20 protein-coding genes and 2 tRNA genes are annotated in these 16,428 nt (G+C 56.7%); 14 read left to right on the top strand and 8 right to left on the bottom strand.

Going from position 1 to position 16,428, the window contains the following annotated elements:
- Positions 1-42 precede the first annotated feature (42 nt).
- Both ORY85_RS06615 and ORY85_RS06610 read right to left on the bottom strand, forming a co-directional pair.
- The gene (locus ORY85_RS06615; protein WP_274572660.1) at positions 43-636 is read right to left on the bottom strand and encodes a phosphoheptose isomerase; all 594 of its coding nucleotides are present in this window, start codon (positions 634-636) and stop codon (positions 43-45) included.
- Positions 637-639: 3 nt separating this feature from the next.
- On the bottom strand, positions 640-984 hold the full coding sequence (locus ORY85_RS06610) for a YraN family protein (RefSeq protein WP_274572661.1): 345 nt from the start codon (positions 982-984) through the stop codon (positions 640-642).
- A gap of 51 nt (positions 985-1,035) precedes the next feature.
- On the opposite strand from ORY85_RS06610, the gene rsmI reads away from it, so the two are divergent.
- Positions 1,036-1,914 carry a 16S rRNA (cytidine(1402)-2'-O)-methyltransferase gene (rsmI, locus tag ORY85_RS06605; RefSeq protein ID WP_274572662.1) on the top strand — a complete coding sequence of 293 codons (879 nt, stop codon included), beginning with the start codon at positions 1,036-1,038 and terminating at the stop codon, positions 1,912-1,914.
- A 103-nt stretch (positions 1,915-2,017) separates the two neighbouring features.
- Here rsmI and pstS read toward each other — a convergent pair whose 3' ends face one another.
- Complete coding sequence (gene pstS / locus ORY85_RS06600; protein WP_274572663.1) at positions 2,018-3,115, bottom strand: phosphate ABC transporter substrate-binding protein PstS; 1,098 nt, start codon at positions 3,113-3,115, stop codon at positions 2,018-2,020.
- 218 nt (positions 3,116-3,333) lie between these two features.
- On the opposite strand from pstS, the gene tpiA reads away from it, so the two are divergent.
- From tpiA to ORY85_RS06550, 10 genes are all read left to right on the top strand, one after another.
- Positions 3,334-4,104: a triose-phosphate isomerase gene (tpiA, locus tag ORY85_RS06595; protein WP_274572664.1), complete on the top strand. Its 771-nt coding sequence runs from the start codon at positions 3,334-3,336 to the stop codon at positions 4,102-4,104.
- A 4-nt stretch (positions 4,105-4,108) separates the two neighbouring features.
- Positions 4,109-4,441, top strand: coding sequence for a preprotein translocase subunit SecG (gene secG, locus ORY85_RS06590; RefSeq protein ID WP_274572665.1), 333 nt, complete (start codon positions 4,109-4,111; stop codon positions 4,439-4,441).
- 13 nt (positions 4,442-4,454) lie between these two features.
- A tRNA-Leu gene (locus tag ORY85_RS06585) sits at positions 4,455-4,540 on the top strand.
- A gap of 485 nt (positions 4,541-5,025) precedes the next feature.
- Positions 5,026-5,101, top strand: a tRNA-Asn gene (locus tag ORY85_RS06580).
- Positions 5,102-5,180: 79 nt separating this feature from the next.
- Positions 5,181-5,930: a Nif3-like dinuclear metal center hexameric protein gene (locus ORY85_RS06575; RefSeq protein WP_274572666.1), complete on the top strand. Its 750-nt coding sequence runs from the start codon at positions 5,181-5,183 to the stop codon at positions 5,928-5,930.
- A 124-nt stretch (positions 5,931-6,054) separates the two neighbouring features.
- Positions 6,055-6,636 carry a ubiquinol-cytochrome c reductase iron-sulfur subunit gene (gene petA, locus ORY85_RS06570; protein WP_274572667.1) on the top strand — a complete coding sequence of 194 codons (582 nt, stop codon included), beginning with the start codon at positions 6,055-6,057 and terminating at the stop codon, positions 6,634-6,636.
- Positions 6,637-6,654: 18 nt separating this feature from the next.
- Positions 6,655-8,004 carry a cytochrome bc complex cytochrome b subunit gene (locus ORY85_RS06565; protein ID WP_274572668.1) on the top strand — a complete coding sequence of 450 codons (1,350 nt, stop codon included), beginning with the start codon at positions 6,655-6,657 and terminating at the stop codon, positions 8,002-8,004.
- Positions 8,004-8,807, top strand: a complete 804-nt coding sequence (locus ORY85_RS06560; RefSeq protein ID WP_405030325.1) for a cytochrome c1 — start codon at positions 8,004-8,006, stop codon at positions 8,805-8,807. The genes ORY85_RS06565 and ORY85_RS06560 overlap by 1 nt, the downstream gene beginning before the upstream one ends.
- 204 nt (positions 8,808-9,011) lie before the next feature.
- Complete coding sequence (locus ORY85_RS06555) at positions 9,012-9,617, top strand: glutathione S-transferase N-terminal domain-containing protein (protein WP_274572670.1); 606 nt, start codon at positions 9,012-9,014, stop codon at positions 9,615-9,617.
- A gap of 14 nt (positions 9,618-9,631) precedes the next feature.
- A complete protein-coding gene (locus ORY85_RS06550; RefSeq protein ID WP_274572671.1) occupies positions 9,632-10,063 on the top strand; it encodes a ClpXP protease specificity-enhancing factor in 432 nt (143 codons plus the stop codon).
- 306 nt (positions 10,064-10,369) lie between these two features.
- Here ORY85_RS06550 and ORY85_RS06545 read toward each other — a convergent pair whose 3' ends face one another.
- From ORY85_RS06545 to tsaB, 3 genes are read right to left on the bottom strand one after another with little or no spacing between them, the layout of a single operon-like run.
- A complete protein-coding gene (locus ORY85_RS06545; protein ID WP_274572672.1) occupies positions 10,370-11,098 on the bottom strand; it encodes a uracil-DNA glycosylase family protein in 729 nt (242 codons plus the stop codon).
- Positions 11,092-11,529: a ribosomal protein S18-alanine N-acetyltransferase gene (gene rimI, locus ORY85_RS06540; protein WP_274572673.1), complete on the bottom strand. Its 438-nt coding sequence runs from the start codon at positions 11,527-11,529 to the stop codon at positions 11,092-11,094. The genes ORY85_RS06545 and rimI overlap by 7 nt, the downstream gene beginning before the upstream one ends.
- A complete protein-coding gene (tsaB, locus tag ORY85_RS06535) occupies positions 11,523-12,200 on the bottom strand; it encodes a tRNA (adenosine(37)-N6)-threonylcarbamoyltransferase complex dimerization subunit type 1 TsaB (protein WP_274572674.1) in 678 nt (225 codons plus the stop codon). The genes rimI and tsaB overlap by 7 nt, the downstream gene beginning before the upstream one ends.
- 140 nt (positions 12,201-12,340) lie before the next feature.
- Between tsaB and gluQRS the strand changes: the two genes are divergently transcribed.
- Together gluQRS and ORY85_RS06525 are read left to right on the top strand one after the other, a co-directional pair.
- Positions 12,341-13,249 (top strand): tRNA glutamyl-Q(34) synthetase GluQRS, encoded by a 909-nt coding sequence (gene gluQRS / locus ORY85_RS06530; RefSeq protein WP_274572694.1) that lies wholly within the window; start codon positions 12,341-12,343, stop codon positions 13,247-13,249.
- Between the two features lie 124 nt (positions 13,250-13,373).
- Positions 13,374-13,490 carry a GpE family phage tail protein gene (locus ORY85_RS06525; protein WP_274572675.1) on the top strand — a complete coding sequence of 39 codons (117 nt, stop codon included), beginning with the start codon at positions 13,374-13,376 and terminating at the stop codon, positions 13,488-13,490.
- A 355-nt stretch (positions 13,491-13,845) separates the two neighbouring features.
- Here ORY85_RS06525 and coaD read toward each other — a convergent pair whose 3' ends face one another.
- On the bottom strand, positions 13,846-14,361 hold the full coding sequence (gene coaD / locus ORY85_RS06520) for a pantetheine-phosphate adenylyltransferase (protein ID WP_274572695.1): 516 nt from the start codon (positions 14,359-14,361) through the stop codon (positions 13,846-13,848).
- Between the two features lie 367 nt (positions 14,362-14,728).
- Between coaD and ORY85_RS06515 the strand changes: the two genes are divergently transcribed.
- A complete protein-coding gene (locus ORY85_RS06515) occupies positions 14,729-15,190 on the top strand; it encodes a hypothetical protein (protein WP_274572676.1) in 462 nt (153 codons plus the stop codon).
- A gap of 65 nt (positions 15,191-15,255) precedes the next feature.
- Here ORY85_RS06515 and ORY85_RS06510 read toward each other — a convergent pair whose 3' ends face one another.
- The gene (locus ORY85_RS06510; protein WP_274572677.1) at positions 15,256-16,356 is read right to left on the bottom strand and encodes an anhydro-N-acetylmuramic acid kinase; all 1,101 of its coding nucleotides are present in this window, start codon (positions 16,354-16,356) and stop codon (positions 15,256-15,258) included.
- Positions 16,357-16,428 lie beyond the last annotated feature (72 nt).

The following is a 16,428-nucleotide window of genomic DNA, read 5'->3' as shown; positions in this document are numbered from 1 at the left end:
TATTTTAGCGGTTTTGTCCTGCGGCGGATAGTTTTGGGGGTTTTACAGCCCTTCGAGCAGCAGGGTGTCGATGCTGTCGCATAGAGCGTGGATCAGAACGATGTGGTTTTCCTGAATGCGCGCGGTACGCGGGTGGGGTACGTTCAGGAGGATGTCGCTGTCGCGGAGCATGGCGGCGATTTGGCCGCCGTCGCGTCCGGTCAGGGCGATGACGTGCATTTCGCGTTCGTGGGCGGCTTTGACGGCTTCGATGACGTTGGCGGAGTTGCCCGAAGTGGAGATGCCGACCAGAATGTCGCCTGCACGGCCCAGTGCGCGCACCTGTTTGCTGAATACGTGGTCGAAGCCGTAGTCGTTGCCGATGGCGGTCAGGGCGGAAGTGTCGGTGGTCAGGGCGACGGCGGCCAGTTCCATGCGTTCTTTTTCGAAACGGCCGGTCATTTCGGCGGCGAAGTGCTGTGCGTCTGCGGCCGAACCGCCGTTGCCGCAGATGAGGATTTTGCCGTCGTTCATCAGGCAGTTTGTCAGCATTTGTGCGGCTTCGGCAGCCGGTTCGGCCAATATGTCGGCTGCCTGCTGTTTGGCGGCGATGCTTTCTTCAAAGTGGGCGCGGATGCGCGATTGCAGTGTTGTCATGGTTTAACCTGTAATGTTTTGCAGCCATTGCGGTGCCGCGCCGCCTTCGATGAGGACGGCATCGATGCGGCATGGCGTTTGGATGCGGTGTTGCTGTAAGTAGGCTTCGGCACTTTTTTGCAGCTTGCCGAGCTTGGCCGGTGTGATGCTGTGGGCGGCACCGCCGAATGCGGCAGTTTTGCGGTAGCGCACTTCGACAAATACCAGCATCTTACCGTGTCTGACGATTAAATCAATTTCGCCGTGCGTGCAGTGCCAGTTGCGTGCCACGGGGGTGCAGCCCTGTCCGGTCAGAAAGGCGAGGGCGGCGGCCTCGGCCGCTTCACCCTGCGGGTGGTTCAGGCGCATGGCGGTTTCCTTTGCTTTATAATGCCGTTTTCCGGTTTTCAGACGGCATAAATGATGCAGAAACATTATCAGAAAGCCTGCGACAGCGTGCAGGGTTCGACATTATATGTGGTGGCGACGCCCATCGGCAATTTGGCCGACATCACTTTACGCGCTTTGGCGGTGTTGGGCAAAGCGGATTGGGTGTGTGCGGAAGATACGCGGGTCACGGCGCAGCTTCTGCGTGCCTACGGCATTCAGGCCAAGTTGCTCAGTGTGCGCGAACACAACGAGCGGCAGATGGTCGAACGGGTACTGGCGGAACTGGCGGCGGGGAAGGTGGTGGCACAGGTGTCGGACGCGGGTACGCCTGCGGTGTGCGATCCCGGTGCGCGGCTGGCGGCGGCGGTGCGGGCAGCGGGTTATCCCGTGGTGCCGGTGGTGGGTGCGAGTGCGGTAATGGGGGCGTTGAGTGTGGCCGGTGTGGTGGAGCCGTCGTTTTATTTTCACGGTTTTCTGCCGCCCAAAAGCGGCGAGCGCAAAAAGCTGCTGGCCGGTTGGCGCGAAACGGCTTTTCCAGTGGTGATGTTTGAAACGCCGCACCGTATCGGGGCGGCATTGGACGATATGGCCGAAGTATTGCCCGACCGGCATTTGGTATTGGCGCGGGAAATCAGCAAAACGTTTGAGACGGTATTGAGCGGCACGGTGGTTGAAATTCAGACGGCCTTGCAGCAGGACGCTAATCAGAGCCGAGGCGAGATGGTGTTGGTGCTGCACCCTGCTGCCGTGCGCAACGGAACGGACGGTCTGTCTCGGGAGGCGGAACGGGTGATGCGGATACTGGCGGCGGAGCTGCCGACCAAGCAGGCAGCCGATTTGGCGGCGAAGATTACCGGTGCGGGGAAAAAAACGCTATACGATGCGGCTTTGGCGTGGAAAGATGCGTGATACCGTTTGAACGCAATCCGGCCCGGTAGCAGGAAGCCGGGTTGTCGGAGACCGAACAGGCCGTCTGAAACGGTTTTCAGACGGCCTGTTCGGCGGGGTGCGGTTAGCGGCCGGAACCTTCTACTTTTTTCCACTCGTCGCGGATCAGGTTTTTAACCGATTCGGGCAGCGGGACGTAATCCAGTTGGGCGGCGGCGTTGTCGCCTTCTTTAAATGCCCAGTCGAAGAAATCCAGTGCGGCTTTGGTTTTGGCGGCATCGGCGGGCTGCTTCTGTACCAGAATGAAGGTAGCGGCGGCAATCGGCCAGGCTTTGGCATCTTGCTGGTTGGTCAGTACCAGATTGAAGCCGGGAGCCGATTTCCAGTCGGCTTCGGCAGCGGCGGCGAAGCTTTCCTGAGAGGGTTGGACGAAATTACCTGCGGCGTTTTTCAGCGAAGCGTAAGACATATTGTTCTGTTTGGCGTAAGCGTACTCTACATAGCCGATGGAGTTTTTCACACGGCCGACATAGGCGGCGACGCCTTCGTTGCCCTTACCGGCGGCACCGCTTTGTGCAGTCGGCCAGTTAACAGTTTTTTCTACGCCGACTTTTTCACGCCAAGCCGGTGAAACTTGGTCCAGATAATGGGTGAAGATAAAGGTGGTACCCGAGCCGTCTGAACGGAAGACGGTGGTAATGTCGGCATCGGGCAGGGGCAGGTCGGGGTTGAGTGAAGCAATTTTCGGATCGTTCCATTTGGTGATGTTGCCCAAGTAGATGTCGGCCAAAGTGGCACCGTCCAATTGCAGTTTGCCCGGTTCGATGCCGTCCACATTAATCACGGGAACCACGCCGCCGATCACGGTGGGGAACTGTACCAAACCGTCTTTTTCCAGCTGCTCTTGTGTCAGCGGGGCATCGGATGCGCCGAAATCGACGGTTTTGGCGACAATCTGTTTAATGCCGCCGGAAGAGCCGATGGACTGGTAGTTTACCTGGCCGCCGCTGGCTGCCTGATAGGCCTGCGCCCATTGGGCGTAAACGGGTTGCGGGAACGATGCGCCGGCACCGGTTACTTGGATGCCTACCTGTTCGGCGGCGGCAGGAGCCTGGGCGGCCGGTGCGGAAGCGGGGGCGGCGGTGTTGCTGCTTTCGGAACCGCCGCAGGCGGCCAAAGCAAAAGCGGAAGTGATGAGAAGGGCAGTCAAACGGATACGCATGGTGGGTCCTTTGCAGAATGAGTCAAACAAAAAGCGCAAATCGCTGCGAACGCCGCCAGTCTATGAAAAAAATATTGCAGAATGATGAAAGAAAAATGTCGGAAATGTGACAGCGGTGCGGTGTGCGGAGAGGCCGTCTGAATCCTGTTGCGCAGAGCAAAATTTGGTACAATTCCGCTTCGCGAGACAAACGGCGGTCGGCCTGAAAGGGATAACTCATGTGGGATCAGAAATGGGTGATCGGCAACTGGAAAATGAACGGACAGTTGCAGTACAACAATGCTTTGGTGCACAAACTGCGCACGCTGGAAGTGCAGGACAAGGTCTGTATCGGCATCACGCCGCCGACGGTGTACCTGTCTCAGGTACATAATGCGGTACAGATAGTCATCAATAATCCTATCCACACCTGTGCGCAGGATGTCAGCCGTTTCGGCGGCAGCGGTGCCTACACGGGCGAAGTGTCTGCCGAAATGCTCAAAGATGTGGGCGTGGATATTGTCTTAATCGGCCACTCCGAGCGCAGCCTGTATTTCAATGAAAAAAACGACGTACAGCGGCACAAAATCGAAAACGTGCTCAAAGTCGGCCTCACGCCGCTGCTGTGCGTGGGGGAAAGCCTGAAAGAGCGGGAAGACGGCCGCGAAAAAGAAGCGGTGGCCTATCAGTTGTCGGTATTTAAAGGACTGAAAACCAAACATTTCGCGGTGGCTTACGAGCCGGTTTGGGCGATCGGTACCGGAAAAGTGGCCACCACCGAGCAGATTGTCGATATGCACGCCTTTATTTACCACGAAATCTTGTCTTTGGTGGGTGAGGGTGCTAAAATCCGCGTCCTTTACGGCGGTAGTGTGAATGCGGCCAATGCGGCGGAGATTTTCAGCGTCCCCCACGTGGACGGTGCTTTGGTCGGCGGCGCATCGCTCACATACGATTCGTTTACCGCGATTATCAAAGCCGCACAACAAGAAGCCGCACAACAAGCCTGAGTATATGGAAGCATTTAAAACCGTTATTTGGATTGTCAATATTTTTGCCGCCCTGTCCGTCATCATTCTGGTCTTGATGCAGCACGGCAAAGGAGCCGATGCCGGTGCCGCGTTCGGCAGTGGGAGCGGCAGCGCGCAGGGTGTGTTCGGCTCGGCCGGCAATGCCAACTTCCTGAGCCGCAGTACGGCAATTGCCGCGACGGTTTTCTTTGCAACCTGTATGGCTTTGGTGTATATTTACACGAATGCACCGCAGCACGGCTTGGATTTCAGCAATGTGCAGCAAAGTGCGCCGGCTGCTGCGCCTGCGGCGGTACCGGCAAGCGGGGCAAAATAAATTTCTTTTCAATGCCGACATGGTGAAATTGGTAGACACGCTATCTTGAGGGGGTAGTGACCCTAGGTCGTATGAGTTCAAGTCTCATTGTCGGCACCATCAAACAAAAAACCGTCTGGAACTCAGGCGGTTTTTTTTATATTCAATGCAGCCTAACGCTGCCCAATGCTGTCAGCAAAACCTGTATCAACAAAGGCTTTCAGCCTGATTTCTGCTTTCCCTTTTCCGTCCTGCTTCCCTGTTTGGCTGTCTCATGCCGTCCGATGCTGTTTAATTGAATTGTCTGAAAATTGGGGGTATTTTTTTGGGGGGCTGATTTGATAAAAATTTAGATGATTTAAACCAGTAATGTAATCTATTAATTTAAGTTTCATTTGACGGTATTTTTGGCTGGTGTGCGAAACGGCTGTATCCGGTTGAGTGAGAAATCGGGTGCTGAATAAATAAACAGGTTCAGGTGGCGGTCAGGCCGTCTGAAAACGGGGGTGAAATGAATCGGGAGGTATTTATAGGCGGGTGCGGCAGATTTTTTATCCGCCTGCTTGACGGGTTTCTATATTTGTATTTATAATGCGCGCTTTCATTCCCCGATAGCTCAGTCGGTAGAGCGACGGACTGTTAATCCGCAGGTCCCTGGTTCGAGCCCAGGTCGGGGAGCCAGATTTTAAGCCCTGAACGTTTGTTCAGGGCTTTTGTTTCGGTAGTGCCGCCATCTGGCGGTGCGACAGGAGGCTTAAATATGGTCGGACGCGATGAGCTTTTGGCGTGGTGTGCGCGGGCGTTGAATGTGGCGGCATTTAAGGATTATGCGCCCAACGGTTTGCAGGTGGAGGGCGGGCATACGGTGCGCCGTATTGTGGCGGCGGTAACGGCCAGTAAGGCGGCGATTGATTATGCTGTGGCGGAAGGTGCGGATATGCTGTTGGTGCATCACGGCATGTTCTGGAAGAGCGAGCCGGTACCGCTGGTGGGGTGGAAACGGCAGCGGATTGCTGCGTTGCTGGCGCACAATATCAACCTTGTCGGCTATCATCTGCCGCTCGATGCGCATCCGGAGTGGGGCAATAACGCCCAACTGGCCGCTTTGATGGGGTGGGAGACGGAATATACCTGCGGGGAACAGGGTTTGCTGAGTGTCGGGATCTGGCCGCAAGGCGGTACATTGGCGGATCTGACGGCGCAGTTGTACGGGAAATTGGCGCGTGCACCTGTGGCGGCAGGCGATATGGAGCGGAAAATCTGCCGTCTAGCGTGGTGTACCGGTGGTGCGCAGGGCTGGTTTCAGACGGCCTTGGAGCAGGGGGTTGATGCTTATGTGACCGGTGAAATTTCCGAAGCGCAGTTTCATTTGGCCAATGAAACGGGTGTAGCGTTTGTCAGCGCGGGACATCATGCCACCGAGCGTTACGGCGTGCAGGCATTGGCGGCGGCGCTTGCCGCACAGTTCGGTGTGGAAACGGTTTTCTTTGATGAGCAAAACCCTGCTTAAAATCAAATTTTGCTGTAAAACTTTAACTTATTTTAAATAATGCTTTAAGTCAGCCTGAAAGTTCAGGTAGAATTAAGGGGTTTAATGGCTCGGTATTTCCCAATTATTTAGGACGACTGAAATAATGAGTAATCAAGAAATCAATCAAGGCCGCCGCCGGTTTTTGACGCTGGCAACAGCCGGTGCGGGCGGTCTGGCCGCCGCCGGTACGGCTGTGCCGCTGGTGGCGAGCTGGTTCCCGTCGGAAAAAGCCAAGGCCGCCGGTGCTTCTATCGAGATCGATATTTCCAAAATCGAATCCGGCCAGATGCTGACGGCCGAATGGCGCGGCAAGCCGATTTGGGTGGTAAACCGCACCGAGCAGCAGCTTAAAGATCTGGCATCGCTTGACGGCAATCTCGTCGATCCCGCTTCCGATGCGGATCAGCAGCCCGAGTACTGCAAGAATGAAACACGTGCCATCAAGCCCCAGTATTGGGTGGCCGTCGGTATCTGTACCCACTTGGGCTGTTCGCCGACCTACCGTCCCGATATCGGTCCGGCGGATTTGGGTGCCGATTGGAAAGGCGGCTTCTTCTGCCCGTGCCACGGTTCCAAATTCGATATTGCCGGCCGCGTTTACAAAGGCGTGCCCGCACCGAGCAATCTGGTTATCCCGCCGCATAAATATTTGGACGATGCCACTTTGCTGGTAGGCGAAGATTGATAAGTAAGGGACTCCATTATGGCAAACCAAACCAATAGCAAAGCAAAAGCATTGTTAGACTGGGTGGACGCGCGTTTCCCCTTGTCTAAAATGATGAAAGAGCACGTAACCGAGTATTACGCGCCGAAAAACTTCAATTTTTGGTATTTCTTCGGTTCTCTGGCCATGCTGGTGCTGGTGATCCAAATCGTCAGCGGCATTTTTCTGACCATGAACTACAAGCCTGACGGCAACCTGAACAGTTACAATGTGCCGGTGGCGTTTACTGCTGTCGAATACATCATGCGCGATGTTTCGGGCGGTTGGATTATCCGCTATATGCACTCGACCGGTGCTTCCATGTTCTTTGTCGTGGTATACCTGCATATGTTCCGCGGCCTGATTTACGGTTCGTTCAAAAAACCGCGCGAACTGGTGTGGGTGTTCGGCTCACTGATTTTCCTGGTATTGATGGCCGAAGCTTTTATGGGCTATCTGCTGCCGTGGGGGCAGATGTCGTTTTGGGGCGCGCAGGTCATCATTAACCTGTTTGCGGCCATTCCCGTTATCGGCCCCGATTTATCGACTTGGATTCGCGGCGACTTTAACGTTTCCGATGCAACGCTTAACCGCTTTTTTGCCCTGCATGTGATTGCTCTGCCGCTGGTTCTGGTGGGTTTGGTGGTTGCGCACCTGATTGCGCTGCACGAAGTGGGTTCCAATAATCCCGACGGCATCGAAATCAAAAAACTGAAAGACGAAAACGGTATCCCGCTGGACGGTATTCCTTTCCATCCGTATTACACGGTGAAGGATATTTTGGGCGTGGTGGTGTTCCTGATTGTTTTCTGCGCCATCATGTTCTTTGCGCCCGAGGCCGGCGGCTATTTCTTGGAGAAGCCCAACTTTGATCCGGCCAATCCGATGGTTACGCCGCCCCATATTGCGCCCGTTTGGTACTTTACGCCGTTCTATGCCATTTTGCGTGCGGTTCCGTCGTTCTGGGGTACTCAGGTCTGGGGGGTATTGGCAATGGGGGCTGCGGTCATTTTGATTGCCCTGCTGCCGTGGCTGGATCGTGGGGAAGTCAAATCTGTCCGTTACCGCGGCCCGATTTTCCGTACCATGCTGGTTCTGTTTGTGATCGCCTTTATCGGCTTGGGTATTTTGGGTGCACTGCCGGCAAGCAACCTGCGTACGGTTGTATCGCAAATTTTGAGTGTTATCTACTTTGTTTTCTTTTTGGGTATGCCTTTTTACACCAAGCTGGACAAAAACAAAGCCGTACCGGAGCGCGTTACCATGAGTACGGGTAGGCAGAAGCTGATGTTCTTTGTATATACGGCTTTGGCTTTGGTTGGCGCTTATCTGTTTGCAGTCAATATTTGATGAGGGCGGTGAAGATGAAAAAAACCTTGAAAAAATGGGTTGCTGCCTTGGTTTTGGCGGCACCGGTAAGTATGGCTCTGGCGGCCGGCGGCAATGTCAGCTATGAAAAGGTGGACATTGATTTGGGTAACCAAATCAGCCTGCAAAACGGTGCCAAGATTTTTACGAACTATTGTCTTTCGTGCCATTCGGCCACGAGTATGCGCTTTAACCGCCTGCAGGATCTGGGGCTGACTGAAGACGAAATCAAAAAGAACATGATGTTTACCACCGACAAGGTCGGTGATGTCATGCAGGCGGCCATGAATCCGCAGGATGCGAAAAAATGGCTGGGTGTCGCGCCGCCGGATTTGACGTTGATTGCCCGTTCGCGCGGTGCGGATTATCTGTACGCCTATATGCGCGGTTTCTATAAAGATCCGACCCGCCCGACCGGCTGGAACAACACGGTTCTGCCCAATGCCGCCATGCCGCATCCGCTGTGGGAGCAGCAGGGCATCAAAGCAGTGGAGTTGGACGACAAGGGCAATCCTGTGATGGAGCAGGACGCACACGGCAACACCGTGCCGAAGCTTCGCTGGGAGGCAACCGGCCTGCACAGCCGCCAACTGCCCAACGGCAATGTCATCGAGAAAGACTATGACGACTATGTCCGCGACTTGGTTGGCTTTATGGTGTACATGGCCGAACCGGCACAAATGCAGCGTAAGCAGATCGGTTATGTCGTGATGATTTTCCTGCTGGCCGTTTTGCTGCCGTTGGCGTATTTCTTGAAAAAAGAGTATTGGAAAGACGTGCATTAAGCAGGTGCGTTTTCTCAAAGCAGAATCGGAAGATTCTGCTTTTTTATTATTAAAACAAATGCTTGTTCTGATTTTCTGGTATTTCCGGCATAAATCGGCTATGATTTCCATTTATTTTTCACTGTCTGCGGCAGGCCGTCTGAAAACCGTCTGCCGCAGCCTGAACCGCACAATTGCGGCATTTGAGATAAGGATTTGTGCAATATGATGATACTGTATTCCGGCATTACCTGTCCGTTCAGCCACCGCTGCCGTTTTGTCCTTTTTGAAAAAGGCATGGACTTTGAAATCAAAGACGTGGATATTTTCAACAAGCCCGAAGATTTGGCTGTGATGAATCCGTACAACCAAGTGCCGGTGCTGGTGGAGCGTGATTTGATTTTGCACGAGTCGAACATCATCAATGAATACATCGACGAGCGTTTTCCGCACCCGCAACTGATGCCGGGCGATCCGGTGCAGCGCGGCCGGGGCCGTCTGGTGCTGTACCGTTTGGAGAAAGAACTGTTCAGCCACGTTCAGGTGTTGGAGTCGCCCGAGGCGGGCAGCAAAGAGCAGGCCAAAGCGCGTGAAGCCGTTGCGCAGGGGCTGACCATGCTGGCACCGGCATTTGCCAAAAACAAATACATCATGGGTGATGATTTTTCCATGATTGATGTGGCACTGGCGCCTTTGCTGTGGCGTTTGGATCATTACGACATCAAATTGGGCAAAAGTGCCGCGCCGCTGCTGAAATACGCCGAACGCATCTTCCAGCGCGAAGCCTTTATCGAAGCACTGACTCCGGCTGAGAAGGCCATGCGGCGTTAAGGCGGAGGGGCGTGATGAGTTTATCCACCAAACCCTATCTTTTGCGCGCGCTGTATGAATGGTGTACCGACAGCGGCCATACGCCGTATATTGCGGTGTGGGTAAACGCGCATACCCGGGTACCGGCGCAATATGTAGAAAACGGCGAAATTGTGCTGAATATCGGCCCGAATGCGGCGAAAAATCTGCATATCGATAACGAATGGGTCAGCTTTTCCGCCCGTTTTGCCGGAGTGGCACAAGATATTTGGATTCCCGTCGGCCATGTGCGCGGTATTTTCGCCCGTGAAACCGGCGAAGGCATGGGTTTTGAAGTCGAGCCTTACGGGGAAAACGAAACGGACGGTATACAGGCCGACAGTGCGCCCGCTCCCCAAACGGCTGCACGTCCTGACGGTGCTGCGGGGCAGAAGCCGAAGAAAAAGATTTTGAAATTGGGAAAATAAACCGTGTGCGGCCGAGGCCGTCTGAAAACGTGGCGGGTGTTTTATGCTGCTTGACAGGAATGTACCCGATCCGTTTTCAGACGGCCTTTTTGTCGGTAAGCAAAAATGCCGGCAGTCTGTACTGATCGGCGTGATTGGTTGAAAAAAGGCCGGATAGAAACCATGGCAGACAAGTCAAGGCCGTCTGAAAGCAGGTGTTCAGACGGCCTTTCGGTAACGTAACTCGGGTGGTTGCTGGCAGGTTGCCCGCCGACTGAACCAGCTGCCGATTCGAATGCTGCTGGGAAGGGGCGGCCGGTACGGCCGTTAATTTTGCAGCAGGCGGCGGATTTGTTTCAAGGTCTGCCATGCCTGCGCTTTCAAATGCGGCTGGCGCAGCAGGCGGGCGGGGTGGGGCAGGTGGAACAGCGGTATGCCGGCACAGGCTTGGCGGGCGGCAGCCTGATGCTCGGGCTGCTCGAATATCTGCCCCAGCACAATCAGGGCTTTGGCTTCCGACAGGGTCAATTCGGCTTGGATTCTGCCCGCCGCCGCCAGCATATCGTCTGCCGACGGCTGCGGCGCGAAGGCGGTGTTTGCCAGCCAGGCGGTGCAGTGGGTCTGCGCGCGGGTGAGGCCGATGGCGGCCAGCATATTGTCGAGCAGAATGCCGTCTGTACCGCTGAACAGGCTGCCTGCCATCAAGTCTTCGGGCGTGGGGCAGACGGTGGCCAACATCAGTTTGGCCGGTTGGATACGGCCGCGTAAGGCTTCGAGATGGACGGCTTTATCGGCGGTATCGGCCGCCGAGGCTGGTGCTGCGGTTTCGCGGTTTGGTTCGGCTGACGGTGTCGCTGTTTTGGCGGCTTGTCTGACTGCGGCCAAGAGTGTTTCGCGGGCGGCAGGGGCGGACGGGCTGCCGCCGTCAGGCAGCGTGTCGGCGGTTTCGGCCTGTGTCTGCGCAGTTTCGGGCGGACGCAGTTTGGCGCCGCGCCGCAGCCACATCGGTCCCAAGCCGAGTGCTTCGTGTAAATGCAGGTAGCGGCTGCTTAACATATTTGCTCCATGAGAATGGCGTCTTCGCGCGTGCCGTCGGGCAGGGGGTAGTAGTTTTTGCGGCGGCCGCATTCGTCAAAACCGAAACGGCGGTACAGGGCGATGGCTGCTTCGTTGCTGTGGCGGACTTCGAGAAAGTGTTTTGCTGCGCCGGCGGTTTGTGTCAGCCAGTTTGCCATCAATCCGGCGGCAATGCCTTGGCGGCGGTGTTCCGGGCTCACGGCAATCAGGTGCAGTTCCGATTCGCCGCAGACGGTCTGCCAGACGGCGAAACCGAGCAGCAGGCCGTCTGATTCGGCCAAAATGGTTTGGCTGTGTGTGTTGCCCAACGCGGCAGAAAACTGGGTTTCGCGCCACGGCGAAGGGTTGCATTGTGCGTCCAGCGCGGCCAGCGCGGCGCAGTCGGCGGGCAGGGCGGCACGGATCAGCATGATGCGGCCTGTTTGGCGGCAGCCTGTTCGGCGGCGGTGAGGGCGATTTTGTCGCGCACATACAGCAAATCGGCCTGTGCGGCCGTCTGAACGGGATACGCACCGCTGCGCGCCATGTTCAGATAATCGGCGGCGGTGGGCATATCGGCGCGACCCGCAAACGGCGGTGGTTCGGGCAGGGCAAAGGCGTTGCCGATGCCGCAGACGCTGCCTGCCTGCGGCGGTTCGACGGTATCGGCCGGGCCGACCCGGTAGGGGCTTAACCGGCGGCCGTTTTCGGTATCGAACCATGCGTAAAACACTTCGCCCATGCGCGCATCGGTGGCGGCCAGAACCAGTGGTGCGCGGATTTGGTATGCCACGGCATCGAGGCCGGGAATGCCGATCAGCGGCAGGCCGTGCGGTGCGGCCAAGCCCTGTGCTACGCCCGCACCGATGCGCAGGCCGGTAAACGCGCCCGGCCCCTGTGCGTACACGATGGCGCCAAGGTCGGCGGTGCGGCAGTCCGCTTCGGCCAGCAGGCGGCCGATTTGCGGCAGAATCTGTTCGGACTGGCGGTTGGCAGCGGCTTCGTGAAACAGCAGGGTCTGCCCGTGTGCGGACAATGCCAGCGAGAGAAAAGGCGTGCCGGTATCGATGGCGAGCAGGGGGCGGGAAAAATCGACGGGCATGGCGGCGGGAAAGACTGTTTTTCAGACGGCCATTATAGCGCAAAGCGCGTATTCGGGCGGCGGATAGGCCGTCTGAAATCGGTTAAAATGCCGTTTTTGCCTATGGTGCGGCCGACACACGGCGCACGGGAGTGGAAAATATGTATGTCGGACGTTTTGCCCCCAGCCCCACAGGGCAGCTGCATATCGGTTCGCTGCTGACGGCGCTGGCTTCTTATGCCGATGCGCGGGCGGCGGGCGGGCGTTGGCTGGTGCGTATGGAGGATTTGGACCCGCCTCGTGAAATGCGCGGGGCGGCGGACGATATTCTGCGCACGTTGGAAGCGTTCGGTTTCGAGTGGGACGGCAGCGTGATGTATCAGAGCCGCCGCCACGAGGCCTACCGTGCCGCTTTGGCACAGTTGCAGCGGCAGCGTGATGTGTATCCCTGCTATTGCAGCCGCAAAGACTGGCAGGCGGCGGCACGGGCGGGGGCGGACGGTTTTGTTTACAACGGCCGCTGCCGCGATGCGGCGGAACGCGCCCCGTCATCTGCGAAAACGCCCGCATGGCGGTTGAAGGTCGGTGCGCAGGCCGTCGGATTCGATGATGCGGTGGTAGGACATTACCGTCAGAATCTGGCCGACGACATCGGCGATTTTGTCCTGCTGCGCGCCGACGGATTTTGGGCTTATCAATTGGCCGTGGTGGTGGACGATGCCGAGCAGGGCGTGAACCATGTGGTGCGCGGGCAGGATTTGCTGGTGTCCGCGCCGCGTCAGATTTATCTGCAATCCTGCCTGCGGCTGCCGACGCCGTCTTACGCCCATCTGCCGCTGCTGGTAAACCGCTTCGGCCAGAAGTGGTCGAAACAGACTCTTGCCCCCGCGCTGGATACGGCCTGTAAAACCGAACTGCTGCGCCGCGTGATGGCATACCTGAACATTCCGCCCGCGCCGCACGGAGCCGACTGCCGCGCGCTGCTGGCATGGACGGTGGCGCATTGGCGGCTGGACAAAGTGCCGTCGGCGGCCATTTGCACGGAAACGGAAGTGTCGGAGGCCGTCTGAACGGCGGAACGGCAGGGCATGGTGCTGATGCCGATGGGTTGGACGGCAATAAGCGAAGACGAAACAGGCGGATCACAAAACTTCTCAACAACTGAATAAAGATTTGTTGCCGGCTTGTGCGGATATGGCATGGTGGTTCGGGTGGAGCATGCAAGAGATTTACGACTTGCCGTTAGACGAGTTTGACGGCTGGCTGGATGAAGCCAATCGGCAGATTAGGCAAAAGTATCTGAAAGGTTAGCGCATTTCATGAATGATTTTACGGACGCGTCGGCGTTTTATGGCTGCGGTATGCCACCCGACACACAGAAAAAGTACCCGACAAAACCGCCACGGCAGTCAATAACGCATAAATTACTATGCCGCACGAAATAAAAAATCATGTCAGCCGAGTTATCAATAGCCATTAAAGTCGGCGCAGCCATTGGCGGCACATTATTGGCAGACGGTATGAGCGGCTGAAAGGGTTGCGGAAAGAGAACGGGGGGAGCGGAAGGGGAATCATGCCGTAATCGGTTGGGGCGGGAGGAGCGGTTTCAAGGCCGTCTGAAAACCGGGAAATCCCGTTTCAGACGGCCTGTTGCGTTGGGCGGTATTCAGTTGCTGTTTTCGTGGTCGCGCAGGATTTTCCGGTAGACCGCGTCGGGCAGGTAACGGCGGATAATGTCGCGCCAGCCTTGCGGGCCGACCAGTCCTTTCACCATAGTGGACGACACTTCGGCAAATTCGCGCGGCGGCATCAGGAAGACGGTGGCAATGTCGGGCTGCAAATCGGAATTGATGTAGCGGATGGTGCGCTCGTATTCGTAATCGAAGCCGGAACGTATACCGCGTATGATGAAGCCTGCGTTGATGCTGTGGGCGTAATTGACCAGGAAGCGGTTTTCAAACGAGCTGACCCGCACATTGGGAAATTCGCGGGTAATGTCTTCCAGCATACTGCGCCGCTCGTCCACGGAATAAGTACTTTTTTTATCGGGATTGACACCGATGGCGACGATGAGTTCGTCAAACAGGCATTGTGCCTGACGGATCATCCACAAATGGCCGTTGGTGGGCGGGTCGAAACTGCCGGCATAAACGGCGCGGCGGACGGCGGGTGTGTGCGTCATGGCAGGCGGTATGGGCGGAAAAGCTGCCAGAATAGAGGGTTTGACTGCAAAAGTCAAAAGCGGGGCGGCAGTTTCGGGCGGTATGGCGGGATACGGTACGGCGGAGAGGGTGCGGGCGGATGGTGCCGGCTTGGCTGCTTGGCGGAATGCAGCCGTATTTTCAGACGGCCTGAAGCGGTGTGGAACCGTTCCGGCCGTCTGAAAATTCCATTCCCGCCGCAATTTTGAAAACTAAATTCAATTAAAAAACAGAATCTTGTATTTTATATTTGAAATGATAATAATTTTTATTTGATTTTATTTGAACGCTTTGCTAAGATGCCAACCAGTTCAACGGCCTGCGGGCAGTTTGCGGTAGGAGTGAGAAATGTCTGAATCCCTGTTTCAGCGCTTTGCAGTCGATATTCTGCGCCTCCACCAGCAAACGGCAAATTCTTGGTTGGTGTTGGAGGGCCGGAGCGGTGCCGAAGTGGTCGGCAGCCCGTATGTCCATGTCGACGGTTGTTATTATTTTTCTCTGCCGAATGATTGCGGTTCTGTCCGGGAACAGGCTGCGATTGTACTGATTGAGGACGAGCAGCGGTCAGTCAGATTGAGTTGGGTTGGTGAAGCGCGCCGCGTGGCCTGCAAAGACTGTAAATACGCCGGTGCCTGTGCCGCACTCAGCCGCCGGTGCGGAGAAGATGCCATCGGTTGCCTGTGGGAGCTGTGTCCCCAGCAAGGGCGGCTGAGTATTCAGGATCAATGGGATTGTGCGCTTTCGCCCGAGCATTTGCAGCGTGCGCTTTACCCGGCGGCGGAGCGGGTCAGACGTTTTGCCGATTGTTAAAAGTTTTGGTAGTGGTTTGTGTTCCTTTTGCGCCCCTGTTTCAGGGGCGATTTTTTTTGCCGGTGTCAGGGCAGGTACATACAGCCCAGAATGCGCGGGCCGCGTGCGCCGGTGGCGTGATGCGGATTGCCGGGCAGGCGGTGGGTGCGGCATGCGGCCAGCCAGCCGAACGCGGCTGCTTCGACCCATTGCGGATCCAGATTCAGTTCGGCTGTACTGTGCAGCGTGGCTTGGGGCAGCAGGGTTTGCAGTTCGCCGGTCAGCGTGCGGTTGCGGATACCGCCGCCGCAAAGGTAAATCTGCCGTGCATCGGGGGCGTGTCGGCGGATTTCGGCAGCAATTGTTTGGGCACTGAATGCGGCAAGGGTACGCAAAACGTCGTGGGGTTGTTCGCTGCCGTCGAGCAGGGCATCGAGATAGGCGGGGGAGAACAGTTCGCGGCCGGTGCTTTTGGGTGGAGGGCGGTGGAAATATTCATGATCGAGCAGGCGTGCGAGCAGGGTCGGGAGGGTGCGGCCGCTGGCGGCAGTTTGACCGTCCGCATCGTAGGGACGGTTGAATGTACGCTGCATCCAAGCGTCCAGCAGCATATTGCCGGGACCGGTATCGAAACCGAAGGCGGGTCGGTCGGCAGGCAGGACACTGATGTTGGCGATGCCGCCGATATTGAGCAGCACGCGGGTTTCGCCGGGGGCGGCAAACAGTGCCTGATGGAAGGCGGGAACCAAGGGGGCGCCTTGGCCGCCTGCGGCCAGATCGCTGCTGCGGAAGTCGCCGATTGTGGGTATGCCGCTTAATTCGGCCAGTAATGCCCAGTCGGCGAGCTGGATGCTGTAACCGTGTTCGGGAGCGTGGCGTACGGTTTGGCCGTGGCAGCCGATAGCGGTGATTTCAGACGGCATCAAGCCGCTTTTTTGCAGGAGTTTGGCGGTGGTTTCGGCGTATAGACGGCTGAGCTGTTGCGCCAGAAGGCGGCTGCGGTGCAATTCGTCGTTGCCGCAGTTTTGCAGGTCGAGCAGTGCCTGCTTCAGCTCGGCGGGATAGGGGGAAAAGGCATGGGCACCGGCCGAATGCCAGTGCATGCCGTTCATGCGGATCAGGACGGCATCGGCACCGTCCATGCTGGTACCCGACATGATGCCGATGTAGTATTGGGTGGCGTCCATGGCTGCCGAATCCGAATAAAACGGTTATTGTACAAAAAGTGCAGGCATGAAAAAAGCGCACCGTTCTGAGGT

It is taken from the genome of Neisseria leonii, from assembly GCF_028776105.2.
GTDB classification, from domain to species: Bacteria; Pseudomonadota; Gammaproteobacteria; order Burkholderiales; family Neisseriaceae; genus Neisseria; species Neisseria leonii.
Note: the sequence above shows the minus strand (reverse complement) of the source record. Positions and strands in the feature narration are given on the sequence as shown.

Bases quoted from the DNA above. Each gene is read 5' to 3' on its own strand.
- coaD (WP_274572695.1), bottom strand. From the start codon at position 14,361: ATGACGCACACACCCGCCGTCCGCCGCGCCGTTTATGCCGGCAGTTTC.
- ORY85_RS06560 (WP_405030325.1), top strand. From the start codon at position 8,004: ATGAGGGCGGTGAAGATGAAAAAAACCTTGAAAAAATGGGTTGCTGCC.
- secG (WP_274572665.1), top strand. From the start codon at position 4,109: ATGGAAGCATTTAAAACCGTTATTTGGATTGTCAATATTTTTGCCGCC.
- rsmI (WP_274572662.1), top strand. From the start codon at position 1,036: ATGATGCAGAAACATTATCAGAAAGCCTGCGACAGCGTGCAGGGTTCG.
- ORY85_RS06555 (WP_274572670.1), top strand. From the start codon at position 9,012: ATGATGATACTGTATTCCGGCATTACCTGTCCGTTCAGCCACCGCTGC.
- tsaB (WP_274572674.1), bottom strand. From the start codon at position 12,200: ATGCCCGTCGATTTTTCCCGCCCCCTGCTCGCCATCGATACCGGCACG.
- ORY85_RS06525 (WP_274572675.1), top strand. From the start codon at position 13,374: ATGGCATGGTGGTTCGGGTGGAGCATGCAAGAGATTTACGACTTGCCG.
- ORY85_RS06610 (WP_274572661.1), bottom strand. From the start codon at position 984: ATGCGCCTGAACCACCCGCAGGGTGAAGCGGCCGAGGCCGCCGCCCTC.
- ORY85_RS06615 (WP_274572660.1), bottom strand. From the start codon at position 636: ATGACAACACTGCAATCGCGCATCCGCGCCCACTTTGAAGAAAGCATC.
- ORY85_RS06550 (WP_274572671.1), top strand. From the start codon at position 9,632: ATGAGTTTATCCACCAAACCCTATCTTTTGCGCGCGCTGTATGAATGG.
- pstS (WP_274572663.1), bottom strand. From the start codon at position 3,115: ATGCGTATCCGTTTGACTGCCCTTCTCATCACTTCCGCTTTTGCTTTG.
- petA (WP_274572667.1), top strand. From the start codon at position 6,055: ATGAGTAATCAAGAAATCAATCAAGGCCGCCGCCGGTTTTTGACGCTG.
- ORY85_RS06515 (WP_274572676.1), top strand. From the start codon at position 14,729: ATGTCTGAATCCCTGTTTCAGCGCTTTGCAGTCGATATTCTGCGCCTC.
- tpiA (WP_274572664.1), top strand. From the start codon at position 3,334: ATGTGGGATCAGAAATGGGTGATCGGCAACTGGAAAATGAACGGACAG.
- ORY85_RS06510 (WP_274572677.1), bottom strand. From the start codon at position 16,356: ATGGACGCCACCCAATACTACATCGGCATCATGTCGGGTACCAGCATG.
- ORY85_RS06545 (WP_274572672.1), bottom strand. From the start codon at position 11,098: ATGTTAAGCAGCCGCTACCTGCATTTACACGAAGCACTCGGCTTGGGA.
- rimI (WP_274572673.1), bottom strand. From the start codon at position 11,529: ATGCTGATCCGTGCCGCCCTGCCCGCCGACTGCGCCGCGCTGGCCGCG.
- ORY85_RS06565 (WP_274572668.1), top strand. From the start codon at position 6,655: ATGGCAAACCAAACCAATAGCAAAGCAAAAGCATTGTTAGACTGGGTG.
- gluQRS (WP_274572694.1), top strand. From the start codon at position 12,341: ATGTATGTCGGACGTTTTGCCCCCAGCCCCACAGGGCAGCTGCATATC.
- ORY85_RS06575 (WP_274572666.1), top strand. From the start codon at position 5,181: ATGGTCGGACGCGATGAGCTTTTGGCGTGGTGTGCGCGGGCGTTGAAT.